The following is a 24,079-nucleotide window of genomic DNA, read 5'->3' on the forward strand; positions in this document are numbered from 1 at the left end:
GCCACCGGGAAAAGACCCCGGGTCCGCGCCGGACGGGCAACTCCTACAATCCTTCGATGGCTCTCCCCCCAGAAGTTTGCATTCGCGGCGCCGGCATCGTCGGCCGTACGCTGGCCCTGCTGCTCGCCCGCGAGCGCGTGCGCGTCGCGCTGGTGGTGCCGCCGGCCGCGCAGGGCAAGGAAGACATCCGCGCCTACGCGCTCAATACCGCCTCCCGCGCGCTGCTCGAATCTCTGCGCGCCTGGCCCGATGCGGCCCACGCCACGGCCGTGCGCGAAATGCTGGTGCATGGCGACGAAGGCGGCCGGGTGCAGTTCAGCGCCGCACGCCAGAAGGTCGATGCACTGGCCTGGATCGTCGACGTGCCCGCGCTCGAAAAGCAGCTGGCCGACGCTGTGCGCTTCCAGCCCCAGATCGAAGTCGTGGCCGAGCCCGTGGCCGCGCCGCTGACCGTGGTGTGCGAGGGCAAGGCCAGCACCACGCGCGAGGCCCTCGGCGTGAGCTACGAGGTCACTCGCTATCCGCAGCACGCCATCGCGGCCCGGCTGGAAGCAGTGCAGTCGCACGACGGCATCGCTCGCCAGTGGTTCAACGACAAGGGCGAGGTGCTCGCGCTGCTGCCGCTGGACGGCACGCACGGCAGGACGGTCGCGCTGGTGTGGTCGGCCGACCAGCTGCGAGCGCCCGAGCTTCTCGCGCAGGGCGACGAAGAGTTCGCCGCCGCGGTCACCGAGGCCAGCCACAACGCGCTCGGCGCGCTCCGGCTCACCAGCGAGCGCTCCGCCTGGCCGCTGGCCCGCGCCATCGCCGACCGCTGGACCGGTGCCATGCCCGGCCAGCCGAACCGCTCGTGGGCGCTGGCGGGCGACGCCGCGCACACGGTGCACCCGCTCGCCGGCCAGGGCCTGAACCTGGGACTGGCCGACGCCGCCGAGCTGGCCTGCGTGATCAAGAACCGCGACTACTGGCGCAGCGTGGGCGATGCTCGGCTAATGCGCCGCTACGAGCGCGCCCGCCGCACCGACGTGCTGCAGATGAGCCTCGCGACCGACGGGCTGCAGCAGCTCTTCGCGCACGACCTGGGCCCGCTGCAGGCCTTGCGCAACTGGGGCATGCGCGGTTTCGACCGCACGCGCCTCGTCAAGCACTGGATCACCGCGCAGGCCATGGGCCTGAAGGCCTGAGGCCCTACCCCTTCGACTGAATCCCGACCGAACAAACGGACTTCCGATGACACTCGTACGCAACCTTCTTCTCGCCGCCTGCACGCTCGGCGCGGTCGTGGCCGCCACCGCGGGCGAAGCCGAGATCCGCAAGAACCTGCCCTCGCGCATTCCGCAGTTCCCGGCCATCGACGAGGTGTCGAAGTCGCCGGTCCCGGGCGTGTACGAAGTGCGCGTGAACGGCTCGCAGATCTTCTACACCGACGAGCAGGGCAACTACCTCTTCCAGGGCAACCTGATCGACGTGAAGGCGCGCAAGAACCTGACCGAGGAGCGCGTCGAGAAGCTCAGCGCCGTCGCCTTCGACCAGTTGCCGCTGAAGGACTCGATCAAGATCGTGCGCGGCAACGGCAAGCGCAAGCTGGCCGTGTTCGAAGACCCGAACTGCGGCTACTGCAAGCGCTTCGAGAAGGACATGAAGACGGTCGACAACGTCACCGTGTACCTGTTCCTGTACCCGGTGCTCGGCCCCGATTCGAACGTCAAGTCGCGCGACATCTGGTGCAGCAAGGACAAGGGCAAGGCCTGGAGCGACTGGATGGAATCGAGCACCCGCCCGGCCACCGCGCCCTCGAGCTGCGACGTGACCGCGCTGCAGCGCAACGTCGACTTCGGCCGCAAGTACAACATCACCGGCACGCCCACGCTGATCTTCAGCGACGGCACGCGCACGCCGGGTGCCATTCCCGCGGAGCAGGTCGAGAAGCAACTCGCCGCGTCGTCCAGCTGATGGCGACGAAGGCCCCAGCGCGGCACGCGGCAGGCGTGCACTACCGCGTCGAATGCGCCGACCCGCACGCGCACCTGTTCGGCGTCACCCTCACCATCGACGCGCCCGCCGCGCAGCAGCGCGTGTCGCTGCCGGTATGGATTCCTGGCAGCTACCTGGTGCGCGAATTCGCGAAGAACCTGCAGGGCCTGCGCGCCACGCAGGGCCGCCGCAAGCCGGTGCTGACGCAGCTCGACAAATGCAGCTGGCTGGTCGAATGCACACCCGGGCAGCCGCTGGTGCTGAACTACCAGGTCTGCGCGTACGACAACTCGGTGCGCACCGCCTGGCTCGACGCCGAGCGCGGCTTCTTCAACGGCACCAGCGTGTGCCTGCGCGTCGAGGGACAGACCGAATCGCCGCACGCGATGGAGATCGTCGCGCCCGCGCATGTCGATGGCGACAGCCCGCGCTGGTCGTGCGCCACCGCGCTCGTGCCGCTGAAGGCCGACAAGTACGGCTTCGGCAGTTACATCGCGTCGGGCTACGACGAGCTGGCCGACAGCCCCGTCGAGATGGGCGCCTTCTGGAGCGCCGACTTCGAAGCCTGCGGCGTGCCGCACCGCTTCGTGGTGGCCGGCGCAGCCGCCTCGTTCGACGGCGACAGGCTCATCGCCGACACCAAGGCCATCTGCGAAGCCGAGATGCGCTTCTGGCACGGCGACAAGGTCGGCAAGCGCGGCGGTGCGAAGCCGCCGATCGACCGCTACGTGTTCATGCTCAACGTGGTCGACGACGGCTATGGCGGGCTCGAGCATCGCCATTCCACCGCGCTGATCTGCAACCGGCGCGACCTGCCGCAACTGGGCGAGAAGAAGAAGCAGCCCGATGGCTACACCACGCTGCTGGGGCTCATCAGCCACGAGTACTTCCACACCTGGAACGTCAAGCGCATGCGGCCGGCGGAGTTCGCGCGCTACGACTACAGCCAGGAGAACTACACGCAGCTGCTGTGGTTCTTCGAAGGCTTCACCAGCTATTACGACGACCTGCTGCTGCGGCGCGCCGGGCGCATCGACGACGCGGGCTACCTGCGGCTGCTGAACAAGACCATCAACCAGGTCATGCAGACGCCCGGCCGGCTGGTGCAGCCGGTGGCCGACGCGAGCTTCGACGCCTGGGTCAAGTACTACCGCCAGGACGAGCAGACGCCCAACAGCACGGTGAGCTACTACACCAAGGGCGCGCTGGTGGCGCTGTGCCTCGATCTCACGCTGCGCCACGAAGGCAAGGGCACGCTCGACGACGTGATGCGCCATCTGTGGAAGCACAGCGAGGGCGGGCCGATCAGCGAGGAAGACATCGCAGCCGCGCTCGAAGCGGTGGGCGGCCGCTCGTACGGGCAGGAACTGGCGCGCTGGGTGCATTCGACGGAAGAGCTCCCGCTCTCGCTGCTGCTGCGCTCGCACGGCGTGGCCACGCTCGAAGACCCGTCTCAGCCGGCGCAGGCGCTGGGCCTGCGCGTGGCCGAAGCCAACGGCGGCGTGCAGGTGAAGGTGGTGCTGCGCGGCGGCGCCGCCGAGAAGGCCGGCTTCTCTGCCAACGACGAGTGGATCGGCATCGAGCTGCCCGCATCCGGCAGGAAGGGCCAGCAGCGACCGGCGCAGGCCTGGCGCATCGCCAAGCTCGACGACCTGGCGCTCTACCTGGGCGATGCGACGAAGTGCACCGCCATCGTGGCGCGCGACCGCAAGCTGATCAGGCTACCGCTGGCGCTGCCGACCGGGGTGACCACCTGGCGGCTGTTCTCGCACGATGCCGGCAAAGTGACGGGCTGGCTGGGCGGATAGGGCCTGTTCACACTATTTCCGGGGTCGCGTTGGCGTTACAAGGGGCTGGCTGCAAGGCGCCCGCGCGCAGCAGGGCTTTCGCCTTGCAAGCGCGGGCAACGCCGCAGACGGCCCCTTGTAACGCCAACCCTGCGGGAAGGGCAGCCAGGGCGGGCCACTCGGCGTTGCACTCCTAGCGTGTGCTCATGCACACGCGTCGTCGCGCGCCTTGATTGGCCCGCCCTGTCTGCCCTTCGCGACCCCGGAAATAGTGTGAACAGGCCCTAACCGTTTTCTCCTGCCACCACGGGGTGGCGCACGAACATCATCGGCTGGGGTTCGCCCACCAGCACGCAGGGCTTGCCGGTGCGCCGGCAGTGGTCCTGCACGCGCCAGTAGGCGCCGTGGCTCACGCACCCGGTCTGGCAGATCACGAGATCGGCCGCGCGCAGGCTGGCTTCGAGCGCGGCGTCGTCCGCCTCGTCGCCGCCGTCGTGATGCAGGTAGCGGCCACCGGCGATCTCCACCAGCTGGCGCGCGAGCGAGGTCGGCGCCTCGTCGCCCTGCCCCACGCACAGCACCGCCTTCTCGCGCAGGTCGGCCGGCGCAGGCGCCTCCGACGGCTTCAGGTGGCGCTTGCTGCCCGGCATCAGCAGCGCATGCAGCCGCTTCGGCAGCGCACCGCCCGCGGAGGCTCGCGCCGCGAGCTCCTCGCGCACGATGGCGATGGCCGAATCCCGCGCCACCAGCGCGCCGCGCAGCCGCACGATCTGCGCTTCGAGCTTTTCGACCAGGGCTGCCTGCTCGACCAGCAGGCGCGAGCAGCGCTCCTGAACGCGGGCATAGGCCCGCAGCAACACGGCATGTTCTTGCATCGGGAACTCCATGGCGGGCATTCTAGATGAGAGCAATTCTCAATTGAAGCAATCCGCAGCGGATCACCCCGCCGGCCATGCTGGGTATAGTGAAGCGCGTTTTTCTTCCCCTTTCCCGTTCCCCCCGGAGACACCATGAGCTACGAAAACATCGAAGTGCGGACCGAAGCAGGCAAGGTCGGCATCATCACCCTCAACCGCCCCAAGGCCCTGAACGCGCTGAACGACGCGCTCATGACCGAGCTGGGCCAGGCCCTGAAGGCCTTCGATGCCGACGACGCCATCGGCTGCATCATCCTCACGGGCAGCGAGCGCGCCTTCGCCGCCGGCGCCGACATCGCGGCGATGGCCAAGTACAGCTTCATCGACACCTACAAGGGCGACTACATCACCCGCAACTGGGAAACCATCCGCTCCATCCGCAAGCCGGTGATCGGCGCGGTGGCCGGCTTCGCGCTCGGCGGCGGCTGCGAGCTGGCGATGATGTGCGACTTCATCATCGCGGCCGACAACGCCAGGTTCGGCCAGCCCGAGATCAAGATCGGCGTGATCCCCGGCGCCGGCGGCACGCAGCGCCTGCCGCGCGCGGTGGGCAAGAGCAAGGCCATGGACATGGTGCTCACTGCCCGCATGATGGACGCGGCCGAAGCCGAGCGCGCCGGCCTCGTCAGCCGCGTGGTGCCTTACGAGAAGCTCGCCGACGAGGCACTGGGCGCGGCGCTGGTGATCTGCGGCTTCTCGCAGATCTCGGTGATGGCGGCCAAGGAATCGGTCAACCGCGCCTTCGAGAGCGGCCTGAGCGACGGCGTGATGTTCGAGCGCCGCCTGTTCCACGCGCTGTTCGCCACGCAGGACCAGAAGGAAGGCATGGACGCCTTCCTGACCAAGCGCCAGCCCGACTTCAAGAACGCCTGACGGCGGAATTGCTCAGTCAGCGCTGCAGCAGCGAACGCAGCGCGTCGAGCGCCTGGGCCGGCGGCGTGCCGACCAGCGCCGCGCCGCCGGGCTGCGGCGTCCAGCGCACCTGGTCGCCGGCGATCTCCATCACCGCGACCAGCGACTTCCCCCGATAGAGCTCGAGCCGCGCCTCCACCGGCGCGGCCAGCGGCTCGTCGGGCGCCGTGGCCGATCGCGCCACGGTGCCCACCAGCGCCGCCAAGCCTTCGATGTCGCCGCGCTCGCGGCGCACGCTCTCGCCGTTGCGCGTGAAGCCCAGGGAAGTCCAACGATCCAGCGCCGAGAAAGGCGCCGCGCTTCGCGGCGCGATGGCCTTGGCCGCCGAAGGAGCCGGCGCGGATGGACGCACCGCGCCGGAGGAACCCGTGCGGGCGTTGTCCTGCTGCGCGAGCACGGGCGCGGAATCCTGAAGCGGTTCGCGATACGCCGGCGCGGCGCCAGGTGCGGGCGCAGGAACCGCGGCCGGCGGCGGCACAGCAGGCGCACCCGCCGCGTAGGCACGGCGCCGCTGTTCCCCCTCCGTTTGCGCTTCACGACGCTCATCGCGGGCGATGGGAGCGGGAAGCGGTGCCGGCGCAGCCTGCTCGGCGACGACCGGAGGCGGCGGAGCCGGTGCGATCGATGCAGACGGCGAGACGGGAGCCGGAGCAGCCGGGGCAACCGGAGCAACAGGTGCGGCAGGCGCCGCCTGCAGGAGCGGGGGCGCCGGCTCGGCTTTCCGTGCGGCATCCACGCTCGCCGTGTTGGCGGCCTCCTTGGGCGCCCTTTTGGCTGAAGAGTCTGCCGACTCGCGCGCGATCCTGGCGCGCTGTTCCGATTCAGGTGCAGGTGCTGCGGGCGCTCTGGCGGGAGCGGGAGCAGGCGCCGCCGCTGCGGGCGCTGCCTGCGTCTCCGCCTGTGCAGTGGCTGCCTTTGCTGGAGGCGCGGCTGGCTTCGGTGCAGCCGGTGCGGCAGGCGCGGCCGGGGTAGCTGGTGCTGGTGCTGGTGCGGGCAGCGCTGCAGGTGCTTGTGCCGGCGCCGGCGCAGTCGCTTCGCCCACCCGCGCCTCGCCATCGAGCCGCGCATCCGGCACGGGCTCCTTGTGCCAGAGCACCGTCACGAAGGCGGCAACCAGCACGGTGGCGAAGGCGGCATTCCACGGCATGCGCGCATGCGGCCCGCCGCCACCGAAGAGACGGCGCCACCAGGGCGCGGCGCTCGCGTTGTTGGCCGCGGGGCCTGCGTTCGCAGGCGCGGCGGCGAGGTTGTGCGCCATCTTCAGGATCGCCTCGCGCGTGCGCGGATGGGGCGTGGCCTCGCTGTCTGGCGCATGGTCGAGCGCGCGGCGCAACGCCGGGTCGCGCAGGTCGTCGAAGTTGGAGTTTTCGTTGCCGCCGCTCATGCCCGCTTCTCCAGCACCGACAGGTAGCGTTCCATGCAGCCGCGCAGTTTCTGCAGGCCGTAGCGCAGCCTGCTGCGCACGGTCTCGAAGCCGATCTCCAGGCTCGCGGCCAGCGCCTCGACGGTCAGGCCGTCTTCGTGATGCAGCAGGAACGCGGCGCGCTGCTCGGCCGGGAGTTCGTCCAGGCAGGCGAGCAGGCGGCGGCCCGCGGCGCGCCAGAACGCGAGCTCCTCCGCCGAGGGATGCGACGCCGCATCGGCCGCCGCGCCGCGCACGCCGTGTTCGAGCGTGGGCACGGGGCTGTCGTCATCGTCCGCATGCGCTTGGAGCGTCACTTCGCGCCCGCTCACGCGCAGGCGGTCCATGGCCAGGTTGTGCGCGATGGTGAAAGCCCAGGTGCGCCACGTCGCGCCCTGCGGCGAGAAGCTCTCGCGCGCCGAGATGATCCGCACCCAGGTGTCCTGGAACACTTCGTCGGCCTGCGCCGCGAGCCGCGCACCCAGCAGACGCTTGACGAAGCGGAACAGCCCGCCCTCGTGGCGCGCGTAGAGCACGTCGAACGCGGCAGCGTCGCCCTGCGCATAGGCCAGCATCAACTGATCGTCGGGCATGGCCTGGCGCTCGGGGGCGTTCTTGGCTGAAGGGGCGCGGGGAAGCGCGGACATCGGAGGATTTTCACCCGAGCTTGTACGGGCGAAGAGGCGCACCGGGGTTCGAGGCGGCAAAAAAATTCGCAGCCGGCTAACCCCGACGGCGCAAGCAGGCCGTATCAGCCAGCACCCAACCACCCGGAGTGCTTCCATGACCCAGCCTTTCGTTTACCGGTTCAGCCGCCCGCTCGTCGTGCTGCTGTGCGCCCAGCTGCTGCTGGGCGCCAGCGGCGCCACCGAAATGCCCGCCATCGGAAGCTCCGTGCGCTGGCCGACACCCGCGCCCGACAGCCGCACGCTGCCGACGCAGACGGTGCCGAACTTCGATGCCCCTTCCGCCACGCACTGCGCACGGCCGGTACGGACCTACGAGACGCCAGGCATGCCGCGCGTCTCGGGCGCGCGGGAAGAGCGCAGGTACGCCGAGCTGTCGAAGGAATACAGGGCGAGCCCTGCGGTCGTGCCTTCGCCCACGACGCCAAAGCCGATGGCGACGCCAGCGGCCAAGTCGGCACCGGCTGGAGCAGCTCTCGCGGATGCCATCGCGGAGGCGCCGCCGGCCCCGGTAGCACCCGTCGCGCCCGCCCCCGCGGCTCGCGCGGCCGGCGAGCTTCAAGCGCCTGTGCAAGCCCAGCGCCCGGCCAACGAACCCGTCACCGCCGGCATGGTCGACGACAACGCCGACTTCAGCGAATACCTGGCCTTCCACGGCCGCACGCAGGTCCCCCATCGCGAGCGCGACATCAGCGTGCGCTACCTGCTGCAGGTGCGCGATGCGCGCGGCGCGGTCGTGCCCGATGCCGAAGTGGCCGTGCAAGCCGCCAACGGCGCTGCCATGTGGGCCCGCACCGATGCGGGCGGGCGCGCGTGGCTGCATCCGAACGCCTTCGACAAGGCACACAGCGCGGTCTATGAAGTCACCGTGCGCAAGAACGGCCGCCAGAGCACCGTTTTTCTGCAGCGCGGCCAGAAGAACGCGGTCGACGTGGTGCTGGGCGGCAAGCCGGGCGCCGTGCCCGCGCGCGCGAGGCTCGACCTGGTCTTCCTGATCGACGCCACCGGCTCGATGGATGACGAGATCGCCAAGCTCAAGGCCACCCTGCGCACCATCGCCGACCAGGTCGCCCGGCTGCCCAGCCGCCCCGACACTTGCTTCGGCCTCGTGGCGTATCGCGACCGCGGCGACGAGTTCCTCGTGCGCCGCCACGACTTCACCAACGACCTCGACGGCTTTCAGGGCGTGCTGGACGCGCTGCGCGCCGCGGGCGGCGGCGACTACCCCGAGGCGATGAACGAGGCGCTCAACGAAACCGTCCACAAGCTGAGCTGGCGCGGCAACGACACCACGCGCCTCGTGGTGCTTCTGGCCGACGCGCCGCCGCACCTCGACTACGGCGGCCCGCAATACGACGACGACATGGTCGCCGCGCTGGGCAAGGGCATCAAGGTGTTCAGCGTGGGCGCATCGGGCCTGGACAAGCAGGGCGAATACATCCAGCGCCAGATTGCGCAGTACACCGGCGGGCGCTTCGTGTTCCTCACCTACAAGGACGCGGCCAACCCGGCGAGCGGCCCGGGAACGCAGACCGTGCACGACGTCGGCAACTATTCGGTGCAGACGCTGGACAAGCTGATCGTGCGGCTGGTTTCCGAAGAATTGGGCAGGTTGCCGGCGGGTGGTTGAGCGGCCGCAAAAGTCTGGGCTATAATCGCAGGCTCGGTGAGCAACACACCGAACGGCTCTTTAGCTCAGTCGGTTAGAGCGATGGAATCATAATCCACAGGTCCGCGGTTCGAGTCCGTGAAGAGCCACCAAAACAACCGAAAAAGCCTTGCAGGTCAACGACTTGCAAGGCTTTTTTCTTTGCCGCGCGAGGCTGGCCGATAATCCGGACAATGCCTGCGCCACCCCTTCGACCCACGCCTGACCGCCTCGGCAAGGGATTGCGGCGCCCGGCCGCCGGGCTGATCCGGTGGGTGCTGCTGTGGTTCGCGCTGTCGCTCGGCGCGGCCGTCGCTTCCCCGCTCGTGCATCCGCAGGCGGTGGAACTGGTCTGCTCGAACGCCGGATCGCTCAAGGCCATCGTGCACACCGACGACGGCGCGCAGGAGCTGGGCGCGGGCCACATGGACTGCCCGCTGTGCGTGCTCACCGGCGCCCCGCCGGCGACCACGCCCATCGTCGAGCTGCCGGTGCTCCCGCCGGCGGCCCGCGTGCCACGGCCGACTCCGTCCGCGCACATCGCAGCAGCCACCGCGGCCCCGCTGCCGGCACGCGGGCCTCCCTCGCTCCTCTGAGGCTTCTTCCCCAGTTCCCGCACGCGTGATGCCGCGGCGGGCCTCCATACGAGGCCTGTCGCCCATCCATCGCATGCGCTTGTGCAACGAATCCATCGGCGCCCCGACAGGCGCCGGAGCGAGTCCATTCAATGACCAGAAAAGAATCCATCCAGCCGACGCGTCGCCGCCTGCTGCTCTCTGGCGGCAGCCTCGCCGCGCTCACGACCCTCGCGGCCTGCGACAAGGTGCTGCCCACCCGCTTCAACGGCGTCGACATCACCGGCGCCAGCTACGCGACAGACTTCCGCCTGGCCGACGCCGACGGCCGCGAGCGCACGCTGGCCGACTTCAAGGGCAAGGCCGTGATGATGTTCTTCGGCTTCACCCAATGCCCCGACGTCTGCCCCACCGCCCTCGTGCGCGCGGCCGAGATCAGGAAGCTGCTCGGCAGCGACGGCGAGCGCCTGCAGGTGATCTTCGTCACCGTCGATCCCGAGCGCGACTCGCCCGTCGTGCTCAAGGCCTACACGCAGGCCTTCGACCCGAGCTTCATCGGCCTGTACGGCGACATGCAGCGAACCAGCGAGACCGCGAAGGACTTCAAGGTGTTCTACCGGAAGGTGCCCACCGGCTCCTCGTACACCATGGACCATTCGGCCTTCAGCTATGTGTTCGACCCCAAGGGCAAGATCCGCATCGTGCTGCGCCACGAGCAGAGCGCGCAGGAGTGCGCCGAAGACCTGCGCAAGATCCTGCGGTCCGCCTGAGGGCCTGCGCCATCGCACACAGATTCAAACCAAGGAGATCAAGATCATGAAGAACCGTATCGCACACATCCTCGCCATCACCAGCGCCGCGCTGCTCACCGCGCATGCGGCGAACGCGCAGGTCACCGTCAAGGACGCATGGGTGCGCGCCACCGTGCCGCAGCAGAAGGCCACCGGCGCGTTCATGCAGCTCAGCGCCGCGAAAGACACGAAGCTGGTCTCGGCCAGCTCGCCCGTCACGCCGGTCGTCGAAGTGCACGAGATGGCCATGCAGGACAACGTGATGCGCATGCGCCAGATCCCCGAGCTCGAGCTGCCGGCCGGCAAGACCGTCGAGCTCAAGCCCGGCGGCTATCACGTGATGCTGCTCGACCTCAAGCAGCAGGTGAAGGAAGGCGACACCGTACCGCTCACGCTCACCTTCGAGGGCAAGGACGGCAAGCGCGAGACGCTGGAGGTGAAGGCGCCGGTGCGGGCGCTGAATGCCTCGGCGCAGCCGGCGGGGCATGGCGGGCACAAGCACTGAATCCGCCCCGCGCGGCCAGCCCCCTTGCGCCTGGACAGGCCAGAGGGAATACCCTTTTTCGGTGATGGCGCTCACCCCCGGAGATCAGAAGAATTGTTGACAAATATTCACAATCCATCCCCTCGCCGGCCGGCTCCTTCGTGGGCCGGGGTTCCCCGGGGCGCATGAGTTGTCCAGGGTGCCGGGAGGCGATCTCGCCGTCCCGGCTCCGGCTGGTCGGCACGGCGCGGCATCGAAGGCCGAGGGAGGTGATCACAGGGGTCCTTCAGTGCCGCTCAGATACCTTCTCCATCTGGAGCATGCCAACCTGCCGATGCACGTGACCGACGCGCAGGACGTGCGGCGCGTGTCCGTCCTGAAGGCCACCGGCCTCATCGAAGCCGCCATCGATCCGGCCTTCGACACCGACCACGGCAGCTACAGGCTGGCGCAGGCGGCGCTGGTGGTCTGCATCACGGAGGAAGGGCATGCCGAGATCGAAAAGCTGCGCGGCCACCGCGGCGGCACCGACCCGGCATCGAGAAGAAAGAAGGCGAAGACGCGCCTGGAGCCACTGGACTACCTGCGCGCCATAGAACGTTCGGCCTTCCCCCTGCGGGTGGAGGACCCGCAGGAGATCAGCTGCGTCGACGTACTGAAGCAGGCCGGGTTCGTCGATGCGGCCATCAGCCCCGGGCTCGCCTGGAAGGACGCCGGCGGATCGCCGCAGGAGCTCGCCGTGATCCGGCGCATCACACCGTTCGGACGGGCGCAACTCGCGCGTGGCGCCGCCAAGTAGTTTCGCGGCATCCGGAAGATCGCGAACGGGCCGGCATGCGCCGAGCCCTCCGGTTTGCATACATTCGCGCGTGCCCTGGGCCTTTGGTCTACACGCGGCGAGCACACCGATCCTGGTGCCTATTCAAGAGGCAACGTGGTGGGAAGCCACGCCAGTTCTCGCTCCGCCTCCCAGCCTCCACCCACAACTCACAGAGTTGTCCACAGAAAACTCTAACAAGTCACTGAACTGTCAAACGGATGTCGTCGCAACGTAACCTTTGAACTGTTCGCGCAGCTTTGTCTTCAGCAATTTGCCGGTGGCCGTATGCGGCAGGCTGTCGACGAAGACCACGTCTTCCGGTAGCCACCATTTCACGACGCGCTCGGCGAGGAATGTGAGCAGTTCCTCGCGAGTGGCCTCCATGCCCGCACGCTTCACCACGATGAGCAGCGGACGCTCCTGCCACTTCGGATGCGCGATGCCGATCACCGCCGCCTCGGCCACCGCGGGGTGCAGGCTCGCCGCGTTCTCGAGGTCGATGGACGAGATCCACTCGCCGCCCGACTTGATGACGTCCTTCGCGCGATCGACCAGCTGCACATAGCCGTCCTCGTCGATGTTGGCCACGTCGCCCGTCGGAAAGAAGCCTTCGGCGTCGAGCACCGATCCGCCCTCGCCCTTGAAGTAACCGCTCGCGATCCACGGACCGCGCACGTGCAGATGGCCGAAGGCCTTGCCGTCGTGCGGCAGGCGCTGGCCGTCCTCTCCCACGATCTTCAGCTCCACGCCCCACACGCCGCGGCCCTGGCGCATCTTCACGCGCGTCTGCTCTTCTTTGGGCATCGAGAGGTGCTTGGGCAGCAGGTTGCCGATCACGCCGATGGGGCTGGTCTCGGTCATGCCCCAGCCCTGCACGAAGTCGGCGCCGAAGTCGCGCTCGAAGCGCTCGATCATGCTGCGCGGCGTGGCGGCGCCGCCCACGCCGATGCGCTTGAGGCCGATGGCGCGCGTGTCGATCTCGGGGTGCGCATCGAAGTACTGGAACAGCATCAGCCAGATGGTGGGTACGGCCTGCGAGAAGCCGACCTTCTCGTCGCGCATGAGCTCATACAGGCTCTGGCCGTCCATGTGCGGGCCGGGCATGACCAGCTTCATGCCGGTCATCGCCGCCGCATACGGCATGCCCCATGCGTTGGCGTGGAACATCGGCACCGCGAGCAGCAGCGTCATCTGCGAGTTGACGCCGAAGGTGTCGGGCGCGCACTCCATCAGCGAGTGCAGCACGGTGGAGCGATGCGAATACAGCACGCCCTTCGGATTGCCCGTGGTGCCCGAGGTGTAGCAGAGCGACGATGCGGTGCGCTCGTCGAACTCGGGCCACTCGTACTGCTCGCTCTGCGAGCCGACGAGTTCGTCGAAGCACAGCAGGTTGGGCACGTCGATGGCCGGCATGTGCGCGCGGTCGGTCATCGCGATGAAGGCGCGCACCGACTTCAGCGCCGGCGCGAGCTTCTCCACCAGCGGCGCGAAGGTGGTGTCGAAGAACAGCACCTTGTCTTCCGCGTGATTGACGATGTAGTCGATCTGCTCCGGGAAGAGCCGCGGGTTCACCGTGTGGAGCACAGCGCCGGAACCCGACACGCCGAAGTACAGCGCAAGGTGGCGCCAGGTGTTCCACGCGAGCGTGCCCACGCGGTCGCCGCTCTCGATGCCCAGCGTCCTCAGCGCATTGGCCACCTGCTTGGCGCTGCGCTGAATCTGCGCGTAGTCGGTGCGGTGCACCGGCCCCTCGACGGTGCGGCCCACGATCTCCGCATGCGGATGAAAGGTGGCCGCGTAGTCGATGAGCGACGAGATCAGCAGCGGGCGGTCTTGCATCAATCCGAACATGTCTTGTCTCCTGTACGCTGGCCGGATGCTAGGCAGCGGCCATGCCGTGCGGCATCGTCGGAAGAGACGATTGAGGCCATCCGAGGGTTGCCCCTAGCATCGACCCCCAAGAGGACTTTGGAATGAACGTTCAGGACGCCATCGCCACCCGCCGCTCGGTGCGCGAGTTTCTCGACACGCCGGTGCCCGGCGAAGTCATCCGCCGCGTGATCGAACAGGCGCTGCGCGCGCCTTCGGGCGGCAACCTGCAGCCCTGGCACCTGCACGTGGTGGGCGGCGAGAAACTCGCAGAGCTCAAGGCCATCATGCGCACGCGCGTGAAGGAAGCGCCCGCCGGCGAAGGCAGCGAGTACGACATCTACCCGCGCGAGCTGGTCGCGCCCTACCGCGACCGCCGCTTCGCAGTGGGCGAGGCGATGTACGCGCGCCTGGGCATTCCGCGCGAGGACAAGGCCGCGCGCCGCGAATGGTTCGCTCGCAACTACCAGTTCTTCGGCGCGCCGCTCGCGCTCTTCTGCACCGTCGACCGCCGCATGGGCCCGCCGCAGTGGTCCGACCTGGGCATGCTGCTGCAGAACGTGATGCTGCTTCTGCGCGCCGAAGGCCTGGACAGCTGCCCGCAGGAATGCTGGGCGATCTACCCGCAGACCATCGGCAGCTTCATCGGCCTGCCGCCCGAGCGCATGCTCTTCACCGGCATGGCCATCGGTTACGCGGACCGCAGCCGGCCGCTCGATGCGCTGGTCACCGAGCGCGCACCGCTGTCGGAGGTGGCGGAGTTCGTCGGCATCTGAGCGCGATGCTCGCAGCGGAACGGATCGTGCTAGCCCTCGTGGCACAACGAACAGCACGAGACGCCGCATGCTCATCGCACAGATCTCCGACCCGCACATCCGCCCCGCAGGCCAGCTCTACCAGGGCGTGGCCGACTCGAACCGCATGTTCGGGGAAGCCATCGACCACCTGCACGCGCTGGACCGCCGGCCCGACCTCGTGCTGCTGACGGGCGACCTCGTCGACGAGGGCCGCCCCGAGGAATACGCGCAGGCGCGGCGCCTGCTCGCGAAGCTGGAGATCCCGTACCTCGTGATCCCGGGCAACCACGACCGCCGCGAGAACTTCCGCACCGCCTTCGCCGACCACTCCTACCTGCCGGCCGAGGGCGCGCTGCACTACTGCATCGACGAGCACCCCGTGCGCATCGTGGCACTGGACTCGTGCGTTCCCGGCCACCACCACGGCGGCGTCGACGCGCAGGGCCTCGCATGGCTTCAGCGCACGCTGGAGGCCCACCGCGCCAAACCCACGCTGCTGATGCTGCACCACCCGCCCTTCGTCAGCGGCATCCCCTACATGGACACGTACCGCTACATGGACACGCCGCCGCTCGAAGCCATCGTGCGCGGCGCCCCCAACATCGAGCTGGTGCTGTGCGGCCACGTGCATCGCACGATGCTGCGGCGCTGGGCGGGCACCGTCGTGTGCGCCTGCCCGAGCAGCACGACCGAGATCGCGCTGCAACTGGCCGAAGGCGCGGCGCCGGCCTCGTACATGGGACGGCCGGGCTGCATGCTGCACCTGTGGAGCGACAACCACGGCATGGTGAGCCATGTCAGCCACATCGGTGCGATGGAAGGACCATTCCCATTCGCCTGAGCGAGCCGGCGTTCGCGCGCTCAGGATCTCTTCAGGCAAGGCGGACAGAATCCGCCCGGGTTCCGCAAGGAACGACGCAGCCACCCAAACAACGCAGGGGCAGCCCCGGTCGACCAGGAGAGATTCGATGCAGAAACAACAGCCCTACTGGTTTCCCGCCAAGCGCTACGGCTGGGGCTGGGGGCTTCCCAATCGCTGGCAAGGCTGGGTGGTGGTCGCCGTCTACGCCGCGCTGGTGCTGACGGCGGTGTATTCGCTTCATCCCGAACAGGAGCCGCTGCGCTTCTTCCTCGGCCTCGCGATTCCGACCCTCGCGCTGGTGGCGGTCTGCTGGCTCAAGGGCGAGCCCCCGCGCTGGCGCTGGGGTGACGAAGACAACGGGAAATAAGCCGCCGGTGCCCCTCGGCGCGCAGAATGTTGCCGGGGATCGTGCTGGCGAGCGGGGCGGTGAGGTGGGGAGCGACGCAGGCGGCACGCTCTTCGACATGGCAGCCTCGGGTGACGCGGGCAGAATGCGGCCGATCATCGCGACCGAAACCCGCACGACATTCGTCCCATGCCCCGAACCCTCTACTGCTGGCGCTGCCAGACCGACATGCCGATGCTCACGGAGGAAGAGTGGCAGGTCGCCCATCCGATGGGCTACATCGCGCAGATGACGCAGTACCGTGAAGAAACCGGCTGCAGCCTTGCCGAAGCCCGTGAGCGCGGGCTCGGCTACCTGACGGTGGCGGCTTACGAGCGCATCACCGGCTACAGGGAGACCAACCCGAATGCGATCCTGCATCACCGCCTGAGCCTGTATGGCCCGCCATGCCATGAGTGCGGCAAACCGCTTCGCACACCTGCAGCCCGCTACTGCGCAAGCTGCAATGCCCCGCGCGTCGACGCAGCAACGCTCGACGCGAGTACGCCGGAATGAACCGAGAGGGCGCCGGCTGACAAGCTCCCGGCCGTCGTTGCGGATCAGGCCGCTGCGATGACGCGATCCCGCCCCATCGCCTTCGCGCGATACAGCGCCGCATCCGCCAGCGCCAGCACATCGTCGATGCCGCTGCCGCCAGTGCTGTTCTCGCCAGCCGCCACGCCAATGCTCACCGCCATCGAGCCGACGACGGCCATGGACGAATCCGCCGGGAAGGGCTCGCCTACGGCCTGCCTGAGGCGCGCCGCAATTTCCATCGCCTCGGCCTTGCCGGACTCTGGCAGCAGCACGACGAATTCCTCGCCGCCGTAGCGGCCGAGCACGCCCTTGTCGCCGATGGCGCGCTGCATGCGGTGCACCGCCTCGCGCAGCACGGCGTCGCCCATCTGGTGGCCGAAGCGGTCGTTGATGTCCTTGAAGTGGTCCAGGTCCACCATCAGCAGCGCGCCGCGGCGCTCGCCCGAGGTGAAGGCGCCCTCGCAGGCGTCGAGCACCGCGCGGCGGTTGAGCGCGCCGGTCAGCGGGTCGCGCGTGGCCAGGTATTCGAACTCGGTGTGCACGCGGTCGGTGGCCATCAGGATGGCGGCGATGGTCAGCAGCAGCACGGTGAACGAGTACATGCTGATGTAGAGCGACTGGATCCAGGAGCCCTCCATGAGACCGCTGCCCGCCATGCCCGCCACCACCGACACGAAGCGCAGGGCCGCCACCAGCGCCTGCGCCAGCAGTAGCCCCGTCATCAGCCGCTTGCCGAACACGCGGCCGGTGTGCCGCATGTACAGCAGCGCATGCCGGAAGAACAGCGCCGACACCGCCAGGGTGACGAACAGCAACCGCATCTCGAAGTCGGGCTTCACGATGCCGAACCAGAAAAGCGCCACCGCCAGGACGCAGTTCAGCACCGTCCAGCCCCGGGTGTCGCTGCGGCCGAACAGGAACTTCTGGCTGCCCGCGTAGTACAGGATGCAGGCCTGGTACAGGACGAAGTTGGCGACGACGATGGTGAGGAAGTCGGGGAAGTAGCCGCGCGCCGCGAACAGCATGGTGCTCACGAACGCCACCAGCGGCGCCCGCGCCCATTCGGCCAGCCCCTGGATGCTGCGCGGGTAGCTGCGCTGCATGAAGAAGACCACGAGCGCCATCACGACGCCCATGACGCCGGCCAGCAGGATGACGGAGCGAGGATCGAGGATGGATGGCGATGCGCCCATGGAGCCCGATTATGTTGGCATCGGCCAACCCCTATCCCGCGGCCCGGTTCCGCAGGCCCGGGCGGGGCCGCTGCTCAGGCCTTTCGGAACACCGGCTCGCGCTTCTCCAGGAAGGCTCTCACGCCCTCCGCGAACTCGGGCCGGTCGAGCAACTCGCGCTGGCGCTGCGCCTCGTGGCGCATTTGCGCCACCAGCGGCTGGCCGGCGGCAGACTCGTACACCGCGCGGATCTCGCGCGCCGCATGCGCGGGCAGCCGCGCGAGCCGCTGCGCCACCGACACGGCCTGCGCGCGCAGTTCGGCATCGTCCACGCAGGCCCACACCAGGCCCCATTGCGCGGCCTGCTCGCCCGAGAGCCGCTCGCCGAGCAGCGACATGCCCACGGCCCGCGCGCGACCCACCAGCCGTTCGAGGAACCAGGTGGTGCCCAGGTCGGGCACGATGCCCAGTCTCGGCATGAAGGGCAGGTAGAAGTAGGACGAGCGCGCCGCGATCACCACGTCTGCCGCCAGCGCCACGCCGACACCCGCGCCCGCCGCCGGACCGTTGATGGCGCTCACCACCGGAAAGGGCATGCCGCGCAGGTCTTCGATGAGCCGGTTCGACAGCGCCTCCATCGCATCGGCCGTGCGCTGGCCGATGCTGCCGTCCCCGCCGCCGGGGCCCATGCTCGACAGGTCTGCGCCCACGCAGAAGGACTTGCCCGCGCCGGTCAGCACCAGCGCGCGCACGGTGCCCGCCTCGCCTTCCTTGCGCAGCTGCGCGAGCCTGTCGCGCAGCGCCTGCTGCAGCCCGGCCGTCAGCGGATTGAGCCGCTTCGGGATGTTGAAGCTGACGATCTCCACATCGCCTTCGCGCTCGCACAGGATGGGGTCTTCATCCACGTAACCCATGCCTTGCTCCACGGCCGTCACAGCCGCTCGACGATGGTCACGTTGGCCATGCCGCCGCCCTCGCACATGGTCTGCAGGCCGTAGCGCTTGCCACGCTGGCCGAGCGCGTGCACGAGCGTGGTCATGAGCTTGGTGCCCGACGCCCCCAGCGGATGACCCAGTGCGATCGCGCCGCCGTTCACGTTCAGCCGCGCGGGGTCGGCATCCAGCGTCTGCAGCCAGGCCAGCGGCACCGGCGCGAAGGCCTCGTTGACCTCGTACAGGTCGATGTCGGAGATCTTCATGCCTGCCTTCTTCAGCGCGCGCTGCGTGGCGGGAAGCGGAGCCTCCAGCATGATCACCGGGTCGTGCCCCATCACGCTCATGTGGTGGATGCGCGCGAGCGGCTCCACGCCCAGCGTCTTCAGGCCGCGCTCGTTCACCACCATCAGGCCGCTGGCGCCGTCGCAGATCTGGCTGGCGGTGGCCGCGGTGCAGCGCCCGCCCTCGGCGATGAGCTTCACGGCGGCGATGCTCTCCAGCGTGGCGTCGAAGCGGATGCCCTCGTCGACGGTGTGCTGCTCGCCGGGCTCGGTGCCGTCGGCCATGCGCACCGCCACGGGCACGATCTCGCGCTCGAAGTGGCCGGCCTTCGTCGCCGCAATGGCGCGCTTGTGGCTTTCCAGCGCATAGCGGTCGAGCTCGTCCTTCTCGATGCCGTAGTTCCTCGCGATCATCTCGGCGCCGGTGAACTGGCTGAACTGCACGTCGGGATAGCGCCTGGCCATGAGCGGGCTCACGTAGAAGCCCAGCCCGTTCTTCAGCGGCAGCGTGACGGGCATGCCCATGGGCACGCGCGTCATGCTTTCCACGCCGGCGGCGATCACGATGTCCATGGTGCCCGACATCACGGCCTGCGCCGCGAAGTGCAGCGCCTGCTGCGACGAGCCGCACTGCCGGTCGACCGAGGTGGCCGGCACCGATTCGGGCAGCTTCGAAGCGAGCACCGCGTTGCGCGCGATGTTGGAAGACTGCTCGCCGGCCTGGTCGACGCAGCCCATGATGACGTCCTCAACCAGCGCCGGGTCGGCGCCGGTGCGCTCCACCAGCGCGTCGAGCACCTGCGCTGCGAGGTCGGCCGGGTGCCAGCCGGCGAGGCGGCCGTTGCGGCGGCCGCCGGCGGTGCGCGCGGCGGCGACGATGAAGGCTTCGGGCATGCGAGTTCTCCTGTCTGTATCTGTGTGGATGTAGGGATCGGATCAGCGCGGCGCCATGCGGATGGCCCCGTCGAGCCGAACGCTCTCGCCGTTGAAGTAGCCGTTGGTGATCATCAGCTCCGCCAGCGTCGCGTATTCCGCCGGGTTGCCCAGGCGCTTCGGGAACGGCACCGACGCCGCCAGCGCCGCCTTCACGTTGTCGGGCGCGCCCTGCAGCAGCGGCGTGTCGAAGATGCCCGGCAGGATGGTGTTGACGCGGATACCCTCGCTCATCAGGTCGCGCGCGATGGGCAGCGTCATGCCGACGATGCCGGCCTTCGATGCGGTGTAGGCCGCCTGCCCCATCTGCCCGTCCTGAGCCGCCACCGAGGCGGTGTTGACGATGGCGCCGCGCTCGCCGTCCTGCAGCATGCCGAGCGTGAGCATGCCGGCGGCCGACTTGGCGATGCAGCGGAAGGTGCCGACCAGGTTGATCTGGATGATGCGGTCGAAATTCGCGAGCGGAAAGTGCTTGATCTCGCCGGTGGCCTTGTCGCGGCTCGCGGTCTTCACCGCGTTGCCGGTGCCGGCGCAATTGACCAGCACGCGCTCCTGGCCGTGCGCCGCGCGCGCCCTGGCGAAGGCGGCGTCCACCTGTTCCTCCGACGTGACGTCGACCTTGCAGAAGATGCCGCCGAGTTCCTTCGCCAGCGCCTCGCCCTGCTCGGCGTTGAGGTCGAAGAGCGCGACTTTCACGCCGTGGCCCGCGAGGCGGCGCGCGGTGGCGGCGCCCAGGCCCGAGGCGCCGCCGGTGACGACGGCCGCAATGCTGGAATCGAGTTGCATCTGCTGGTGTCCTTGAGGTGTCTTGAATGGTTTGTCCACATCCAGTTTAGGAAGCAGAATCGGCCGCACACATCGTCGGAAACGACGGGATTTCAGCGCCGCATGCAGCCGCCCACACCCCGCATCCTCGAAACCAAGCTCAATCCCCCGGCCTTCGTCGCCACGCAGGTGCCGCGCACCGCGATCGGGGAAGAGGTCGCCTCGGCGGCCGTGAAGCTGGTGCTCGTGCGCGCGCCGGCCGGCTTCGGCAAGACCACCGCCATGGCGCAGATCCGCGAGCGCATGGAGGCGCGGGGCATCGCCACCGCGTGGCTCACGCTGGACCGGGCCGACAACGACGTCTCGCGCTTTCTCGACTGCCTGGCCGAGGCCGTGCAGCGCCTGGGCGTCGAGGAGGCGCGCAGCAACAACAGCAACCCCTTCGACGCGGTGGCCGCGCTGGCGGCGCACGAGTCGCCCTTCACGCTCTTTTTCGACGACTTCGAGCGGGTGCAGGAGCCGGCCGTGCTGGGGCTGGTGCGCGAGATCGTCGAGCACCTGCCGCGCAGGGGGCAGATCGTGATCGGCTCGCGCAGCCTGCCCGACCTGGGCCTGGGCCGGCTGCGCGCACGCGGGCAGCTCACCGAGATCGACACCGACCGGCTGCGCTTCAGCCTGGAGGAGACCGGCGCCTTCTTCGGCCCGCGCCAGGCGCTGCCGCCCGAAATGCTTTCGCTGCTGCACCGCAAGACCGAGGGCTGGGTGGCGGCGATCTGGCTCGCTTCGATGGCGCTGGAGCGCCACGGCACCGGCACCGAGACCGCCACCGCCACTGCTTTTGTCGAGCGCTTCTCGGGCTCCGACCGCGCGGTGGCCGAGTACCTGGCCGAGGACGTGCTCGCGCACCAGCCGAAGGAGATCCGCGACTTCCTGCTGCGCACCAGCATCCTGCGGCAGCTCGACGCATCGGTGTGCCAGGCGCTGTGCCCGCGCGTGGACTGCGCGGCCATCCTCGAGCGGCTGGCCGCGTCGAACCTTTTCCTCACGCCGGTGATGAGCGGCGACGGCGATGCGTGGCGCTATCACAGCCTCTTCGCCGACTTCCTTCGCGCCCAGCTCGCGCGCGAGATGCCCGGCGAGCCGGCGCGCCTGCATCTCGCGGCCTCGGGCTGGTACGAGTCGCACGGCCGGCCGGTGCCCGCCATCGACCACGCCATCGAGGGCGGCGACCATCCTCATGCGCTGAACCTGCTCGACCACCATGCCGCGCAGTTCCTCGAAGAAGGCCGCATGCGCATGCTGGCGCGCTGGTTTTCGGCCATTCCCGGGCACCAGCTGCGCGAGCACCCCTTCCTGCAGCCGATCTCGCTGTGGGCCACCTGCTTCACCCACGGCCCATGGGACGCGATGCGGCAGCTCGACGCATCGGGCTGCCTCGACAGCCCCATCGCCGAGGTGCGCGCGAGCGCCCACACGCTGGTGCCGCTGCTGCTGGCCATGCAGGACCGCCACGACGAAGCCTACGAGGCCGGCCGCCTGAGCCTGGCGCGCCTGCCCACCGGCCTGGCCTTCGCCGACAGCGTGCTGCTCAACGCCATGGCCCACATCCTCGCGGTGCGCGGTGACCAGCACGAGGCGCGGCGGCTGCTCGACGCGGCCCGCCGCGAGCAGGGCAACAGCGCCTTCAACCGCATGTACACCGAGTCGCTGGCCGGCCTCTTCGACCTGCACGAAGGCCGGCTGCGGCAGGCCACCGCGCGGCTGCGCATGGCGGTCGATTCGACGCATGCCGTGTCGTACAACCACAGCCACGGCAACGCATGGGCCGGCGTGCTCTACGCGGGCGCCGTCTACGAGACCAACCAGCTCGCGCAAGCCGAGCGGTTGCTGAACGTCTACCTGCCGATGGCGCGCGACGTGGGGCTGCCCGACCACATGATCCTGAGCCACGCGATGCGCTCGCGGCTGGCCTTCCACGCGGGTGACATCGACGCGGCCTTCCAGGCGCTCACCGAGCTCGAGTACCTGGGCCACGCGCGCCAGCTGCCGCGCGTGGTGGCGGGCGCCAAGCTGGAGCGCTCGCGCATGCTGCTGCTGCAGGGCAACGGCCCGGCCTCGCACGACGAGCTGCTGCGCGCCGACGACCCCACCCTGTGGGAACGCGAGCGCCGCCAGCGCCTGCCCGCGCACGACCTCGACTATCTGGCGCTCGCCAAGGCGCGCTGGGAAATCGCCTTCGGCGACGCGCGCATGGCGCTCTCGGTGCTCGACGCCGAACTGCACGCCGCGCTCGCCGTGGCCCGCAACCGCCGCGCGCTAAAGCTCAGGGTGCTGCGCGCCCTCGCCCTGCAACGCGCCGGCGACCCGGCCGCCGCCACCGAGGAGTTCGCAGAGGTGCTGCAGGCCGCGAGCCAGGAAGGCTTCATGCGGCTGATCCTCGACGAGGGCCCGGCCGTCGGCACGCTGGTGCACCGCTGCGCGGCGGCGATGCAGGAAGGCAACAGCGACCCGATCCTCGCCGACCACCTCCAGCGACTGCTGCAGGCTGTGGGGCCAGCGGCAGCTGCCACCGAACCGGAAGCGCCGGCCGGCGACGCGATCAAGGAGCCGCTCACGCGCAAGGAAATCCGCGTGCTGCAGCTGCTGGCCGAGGGCTACTCGAACAACGCGATGGCCGAAAAGCTCTTCGTGTCGGACAGCACCGTGCGCACGCACCTGCGCAACATCAACATGAAGCTGGATGCGAAGAGCCGGACTCAGGCGGTGGCGATTGCGCGCAGGTTGGGGGTGATCCGCTAGATCTTTTTGCGCCAGAGAGTCGCTCATTCGAGCTTTGCGCGCAAAGATAATACGGCGCAGAACAAGCGAAGATTCGAGGAGGAAGCATGTTCGGAGCACTCTCTGTTTACGCCGTGGCGGTGGCCGCACTGGTTGCCACCCCCTCTGCCACGAGCCAGACCGTATCCGCGCCGAAGCTCGCGGCGGGCGACACCTGGACATACCGGATCACCGATCTGTGGTCGGGCCGAGCCCGTGGCGAATCCAGCATGACGGTCATCGGTGTGCTCGGCGAATTCGTCCGTCTGTCGACCGAGGTGAAGAGCATCGCGAGCAACGGAACCGGCACGCTCAATCCCGCCTTCGAGACCACGGCGCGAGCGAACATGGATGTTGTCCACGTTGCCAATGGCAAGACGACCACGCGCGTGCTCTTTGCCTGGCCGCTCTCGGCCGGAAAGCAATGGAATTACGAGTACATGGTGCCGATCACCAATTCGCCCCCGGCCACGTTCCGCATGACTGCGGAAGCCTCTGGCTGGGAAGACGTGCAAACAGCCGTCGGCAAGTTCAAGGCGCTGAAAGTCGTTCACACCGGCACCTGGGACCCAGGCACTGGCGCCGCGACGGGCAAGGTCACACAGACATACTGGTATGCCCCCGAAGTGAAGAACTACGTGCGCTCCCAGACCGAGATGACCGGCGCCGACGGTGCACCTGGGCTGAGGGAACTCACCGAGCTGATTGCAGTGAGGGCGCCTCAGTAGAT

The 24,079-nt window shown here is 69.0% G+C and carries 23 protein-coding genes and 1 tRNA gene; 16 read left to right on the top strand and 8 right to left on the bottom strand.

Features of this window, described 5'->3' with window-relative positions; genetic code table 11:
* Positions 1-56 precede the first annotated feature (56 nt).
* Genes ABL838_RS27240 through ABL838_RS27250 form a run of 3 tightly spaced genes read left to right on the top strand, consistent with a single transcriptional unit; the run spans position 57 to position 3,782 of the window.
* Entirely contained in the window at positions 57-1,184 is a 1,128-nt protein-coding gene (locus ABL838_RS27240; protein ID WP_418122771.1) for an FAD-dependent monooxygenase, read from the top strand.
* A 46-nt stretch (positions 1,185-1,230) separates the two neighbouring features.
* Entirely contained in the window at positions 1,231-1,953 is a 723-nt protein-coding gene (locus tag ABL838_RS27245; RefSeq protein ID WP_184640831.1) for a DsbC family protein, read from the top strand.
* Positions 1,953-3,782 (top strand): M61 family metallopeptidase, encoded by a 1,830-nt coding sequence (locus tag ABL838_RS27250; RefSeq protein WP_184640832.1) that lies wholly within the window; start codon positions 1,953-1,955, stop codon positions 3,780-3,782. The genes ABL838_RS27245 and ABL838_RS27250 overlap by 1 nt, the downstream gene beginning before the upstream one ends.
* A gap of 263 nt (positions 3,783-4,045) precedes the next feature.
* Here ABL838_RS27250 and ABL838_RS27255 read toward each other — a convergent pair whose 3' ends face one another.
* On the bottom strand, positions 4,046-4,636 hold the full coding sequence (locus tag ABL838_RS27255; protein ID WP_260319379.1) for a DUF2325 domain-containing protein: 591 nt from the start codon (positions 4,634-4,636) through the stop codon (positions 4,046-4,048).
* A 135-nt stretch (positions 4,637-4,771) separates the two neighbouring features.
* Between ABL838_RS27255 and ABL838_RS27260 the strand changes: the two genes are divergently transcribed.
* Positions 4,772-5,551 carry an enoyl-CoA hydratase gene (locus tag ABL838_RS27260; protein WP_369660771.1) on the top strand — a complete coding sequence of 260 codons (780 nt, stop codon included), beginning with the start codon at positions 4,772-4,774 and terminating at the stop codon, positions 5,549-5,551.
* A 16-nt stretch (positions 5,552-5,567) separates the two neighbouring features.
* On the opposite strand, the gene ABL838_RS27265 is transcribed toward ABL838_RS27260, so the two are convergent.
* Together ABL838_RS27265 and ABL838_RS27270 are read right to left on the bottom strand one after the other, a co-directional pair.
* Positions 5,568-6,974, bottom strand: coding sequence for a hypothetical protein (locus ABL838_RS27265; protein ID WP_418122772.1), 1,407 nt, complete (start codon positions 6,972-6,974; stop codon positions 5,568-5,570).
* Complete coding sequence (locus ABL838_RS27270; protein ID WP_126023649.1) at positions 6,971-7,639, bottom strand: sigma-70 family RNA polymerase sigma factor; 669 nt, start codon at positions 7,637-7,639, stop codon at positions 6,971-6,973. Before ABL838_RS27270 ends, ABL838_RS27265 begins: the two co-directional genes overlap by 4 nt.
* A gap of 136 nt (positions 7,640-7,775) precedes the next feature.
* Between ABL838_RS27270 and ABL838_RS27275 the strand changes: the two genes are divergently transcribed.
* The 6 genes from ABL838_RS27275 (at position 7,776) to ABL838_RS27300 (ending at position 11,975) form a co-directional block, all read left to right on the top strand.
* Complete coding sequence (locus ABL838_RS27275) at positions 7,776-9,308, top strand: VWA domain-containing protein (RefSeq protein ID WP_418122773.1); 1,533 nt, start codon at positions 7,776-7,778, stop codon at positions 9,306-9,308.
* A gap of 54 nt (positions 9,309-9,362) precedes the next feature.
* A tRNA-Met gene (locus tag ABL838_RS27280) sits at positions 9,363-9,439 on the top strand.
* 81 nt (positions 9,440-9,520) lie between these two features.
* Positions 9,521-9,922, top strand: coding sequence for a DUF2946 family protein (locus ABL838_RS27285; protein ID WP_165909670.1), 402 nt, complete (start codon positions 9,521-9,523; stop codon positions 9,920-9,922).
* 131 nt (positions 9,923-10,053) lie between these two features.
* On the top strand, positions 10,054-10,671 hold the full coding sequence (locus ABL838_RS27290) for an SCO family protein (RefSeq protein WP_418122774.1): 618 nt from the start codon (positions 10,054-10,056) through the stop codon (positions 10,669-10,671).
* Positions 10,672-10,717: 46 nt separating this feature from the next.
* The gene (locus ABL838_RS27295; protein WP_418117969.1) at positions 10,718-11,197 is read left to right on the top strand and encodes a copper chaperone PCu(A)C; all 480 of its coding nucleotides are present in this window, start codon (positions 10,718-10,720) and stop codon (positions 11,195-11,197) included.
* Positions 11,198-11,465: 268 nt separating this feature from the next.
* Positions 11,466-11,975 carry a hypothetical protein gene (locus ABL838_RS27300; protein WP_418117970.1) on the top strand — a complete coding sequence of 170 codons (510 nt, stop codon included), beginning with the start codon at positions 11,466-11,468 and terminating at the stop codon, positions 11,973-11,975.
* Positions 11,976-12,206: 231 nt separating this feature from the next.
* On the opposite strand, the gene ABL838_RS27305 is transcribed toward ABL838_RS27300, so the two are convergent.
* A complete protein-coding gene (locus tag ABL838_RS27305) occupies positions 12,207-13,847 on the bottom strand; it encodes a long-chain-fatty-acid--CoA ligase (RefSeq protein ID WP_418122775.1) in 1,641 nt (546 codons plus the stop codon).
* Between the two features lie 122 nt (positions 13,848-13,969).
* On the opposite strand from ABL838_RS27305, the gene ABL838_RS27310 reads away from it, so the two are divergent.
* The 4 genes from ABL838_RS27310 (at position 13,970) to ABL838_RS27325 (ending at position 16,425) form a co-directional block, all read left to right on the top strand.
* Positions 13,970-14,641, top strand: a complete 672-nt coding sequence (locus ABL838_RS27310) for a nitroreductase (protein WP_418117972.1) — start codon at positions 13,970-13,972, stop codon at positions 14,639-14,641.
* 67 nt (positions 14,642-14,708) lie between these two features.
* Positions 14,709-15,503 carry a phosphodiesterase gene (locus tag ABL838_RS27315; protein ID WP_418122776.1) on the top strand — a complete coding sequence of 265 codons (795 nt, stop codon included), beginning with the start codon at positions 14,709-14,711 and terminating at the stop codon, positions 15,501-15,503.
* Between the two features lie 127 nt (positions 15,504-15,630).
* The gene (locus ABL838_RS27320) at positions 15,631-15,891 is read left to right on the top strand and encodes a hypothetical protein (protein ID WP_418122778.1); all 261 of its coding nucleotides are present in this window, start codon (positions 15,631-15,633) and stop codon (positions 15,889-15,891) included.
* Positions 15,892-16,059: 168 nt separating this feature from the next.
* Positions 16,060-16,425, top strand: coding sequence for a hypothetical protein (locus ABL838_RS27325; RefSeq protein ID WP_126023656.1), 366 nt, complete (start codon positions 16,060-16,062; stop codon positions 16,423-16,425).
* Between the two features lie 44 nt (positions 16,426-16,469).
* Here the strand turns inward: ABL838_RS27325 and ABL838_RS27330 are convergent, their stop codons facing one another.
* From ABL838_RS27330 to ABL838_RS27345, 4 genes are all read right to left on the bottom strand, one after another.
* Positions 16,470-17,639: a GGDEF domain-containing protein gene (locus ABL838_RS27330; protein WP_418122779.1), complete on the bottom strand. Its 1,170-nt coding sequence runs from the start codon at positions 17,637-17,639 to the stop codon at positions 16,470-16,472.
* Between the two features lie 74 nt (positions 17,640-17,713).
* Positions 17,714-18,532 (bottom strand): enoyl-CoA hydratase-related protein, encoded by an 819-nt coding sequence (locus ABL838_RS27335; RefSeq protein ID WP_369660760.1) that lies wholly within the window; start codon positions 18,530-18,532, stop codon positions 17,714-17,716.
* Positions 18,533-18,549: 17 nt separating this feature from the next.
* Positions 18,550-19,728, bottom strand: coding sequence for an acetyl-CoA C-acetyltransferase (locus tag ABL838_RS27340; RefSeq protein ID WP_418122780.1), 1,179 nt, complete (start codon positions 19,726-19,728; stop codon positions 18,550-18,552).
* A gap of 42 nt (positions 19,729-19,770) precedes the next feature.
* Positions 19,771-20,553 carry an SDR family NAD(P)-dependent oxidoreductase gene (locus tag ABL838_RS27345; RefSeq protein ID WP_126023660.1) on the bottom strand — a complete coding sequence of 261 codons (783 nt, stop codon included), beginning with the start codon at positions 20,551-20,553 and terminating at the stop codon, positions 19,771-19,773.
* Between the two features lie 102 nt (positions 20,554-20,655).
* Between ABL838_RS27345 and ABL838_RS27350 the strand changes: the two genes are divergently transcribed.
* Both ABL838_RS27350 and ABL838_RS27355 read left to right on the top strand, forming a co-directional pair.
* Complete coding sequence (locus ABL838_RS27350) at positions 20,656-23,331, top strand: LuxR C-terminal-related transcriptional regulator (protein WP_418122781.1); 2,676 nt, start codon at positions 20,656-20,658, stop codon at positions 23,329-23,331.
* Positions 23,332-23,417: 86 nt separating this feature from the next.
* Positions 23,418-24,077, top strand: a complete 660-nt coding sequence (locus ABL838_RS27355) for a hypothetical protein (protein ID WP_418122782.1) — start codon at positions 23,418-23,420, stop codon at positions 24,075-24,077.
* Positions 24,078-24,079: the final 2 nt, after the last annotated feature.

Source organism: Variovorax sp. 160MFSha2.1 (genome assembly GCF_048305075.1).
Classification (GTDB): domain Bacteria; phylum Pseudomonadota; class Gammaproteobacteria; order Burkholderiales; family Burkholderiaceae_C; genus Variovorax; species Variovorax guangxiensis.

Bases quoted from the DNA above. Each gene is read 5' to 3' on its own strand.
- ABL838_RS27240 (WP_418122771.1), top strand. From the start codon at position 57: ATGGCTCTCCCCCCAGAAGTTTGCATTCGCGGCGCCGGCATCGTCGGC.
- ABL838_RS27245 (WP_184640831.1), top strand. From the start codon at position 1,231: ATGACACTCGTACGCAACCTTCTTCTCGCCGCCTGCACGCTCGGCGCG.
- ABL838_RS27250 (WP_184640832.1), top strand. From the start codon at position 1,953: ATGGCGACGAAGGCCCCAGCGCGGCACGCGGCAGGCGTGCACTACCGC.
- ABL838_RS27255 (WP_260319379.1), bottom strand. From the start codon at position 4,636: ATGCAAGAACATGCCGTGTTGCTGCGGGCCTATGCCCGCGTTCAGGAG.
- ABL838_RS27260 (WP_369660771.1), top strand. From the start codon at position 4,772: ATGAGCTACGAAAACATCGAAGTGCGGACCGAAGCAGGCAAGGTCGGC.
- ABL838_RS27265 (WP_418122772.1), bottom strand. From the start codon at position 6,974: ATGAGCGGCGGCAACGAAAACTCCAACTTCGACGACCTGCGCGACCCG.
- ABL838_RS27270 (WP_126023649.1), bottom strand. From the start codon at position 7,639: ATGTCCGCGCTTCCCCGCGCCCCTTCAGCCAAGAACGCCCCCGAGCGC.
- ABL838_RS27275 (WP_418122773.1), top strand. From the start codon at position 7,776: ATGACCCAGCCTTTCGTTTACCGGTTCAGCCGCCCGCTCGTCGTGCTG.
- ABL838_RS27285 (WP_165909670.1), top strand. From the start codon at position 9,521: ATGCCTGCGCCACCCCTTCGACCCACGCCTGACCGCCTCGGCAAGGGA.
- ABL838_RS27290 (WP_418122774.1), top strand. From the start codon at position 10,054: ATGACCAGAAAAGAATCCATCCAGCCGACGCGTCGCCGCCTGCTGCTC.
- ABL838_RS27295 (WP_418117969.1), top strand. From the start codon at position 10,718: ATGAAGAACCGTATCGCACACATCCTCGCCATCACCAGCGCCGCGCTG.
- ABL838_RS27305 (WP_418122775.1), bottom strand. From the start codon at position 13,847: ATGTTCGGATTGATGCAAGACCGCCCGCTGCTGATCTCGTCGCTCATC.
- ABL838_RS27310 (WP_418117972.1), top strand. From the start codon at position 13,970: ATGAACGTTCAGGACGCCATCGCCACCCGCCGCTCGGTGCGCGAGTTT.
- ABL838_RS27315 (WP_418122776.1), top strand. From the start codon at position 14,709: ATGCTCATCGCACAGATCTCCGACCCGCACATCCGCCCCGCAGGCCAG.
- ABL838_RS27320 (WP_418122778.1), top strand. From the start codon at position 15,631: ATGCAGAAACAACAGCCCTACTGGTTTCCCGCCAAGCGCTACGGCTGG.
- ABL838_RS27325 (WP_126023656.1), top strand. From the start codon at position 16,060: ATGCCCCGAACCCTCTACTGCTGGCGCTGCCAGACCGACATGCCGATG.
- ABL838_RS27330 (WP_418122779.1), bottom strand. From the start codon at position 17,639: ATGGGCGCATCGCCATCCATCCTCGATCCTCGCTCCGTCATCCTGCTG.
- ABL838_RS27335 (WP_369660760.1), bottom strand. From the start codon at position 18,532: ATGGGTTACGTGGATGAAGACCCCATCCTGTGCGAGCGCGAAGGCGAT.
- ABL838_RS27340 (WP_418122780.1), bottom strand. From the start codon at position 19,728: ATGCCCGAAGCCTTCATCGTCGCCGCCGCGCGCACCGCCGGCGGCCGC.
- ABL838_RS27345 (WP_126023660.1), bottom strand. From the start codon at position 20,553: ATGCAACTCGATTCCAGCATTGCGGCCGTCGTCACCGGCGGCGCCTCG.
- ABL838_RS27350 (WP_418122781.1), top strand. From the start codon at position 20,656: ATGCAGCCGCCCACACCCCGCATCCTCGAAACCAAGCTCAATCCCCCG.
- ABL838_RS27355 (WP_418122782.1), top strand. From the start codon at position 23,418: ATGTTCGGAGCACTCTCTGTTTACGCCGTGGCGGTGGCCGCACTGGTT.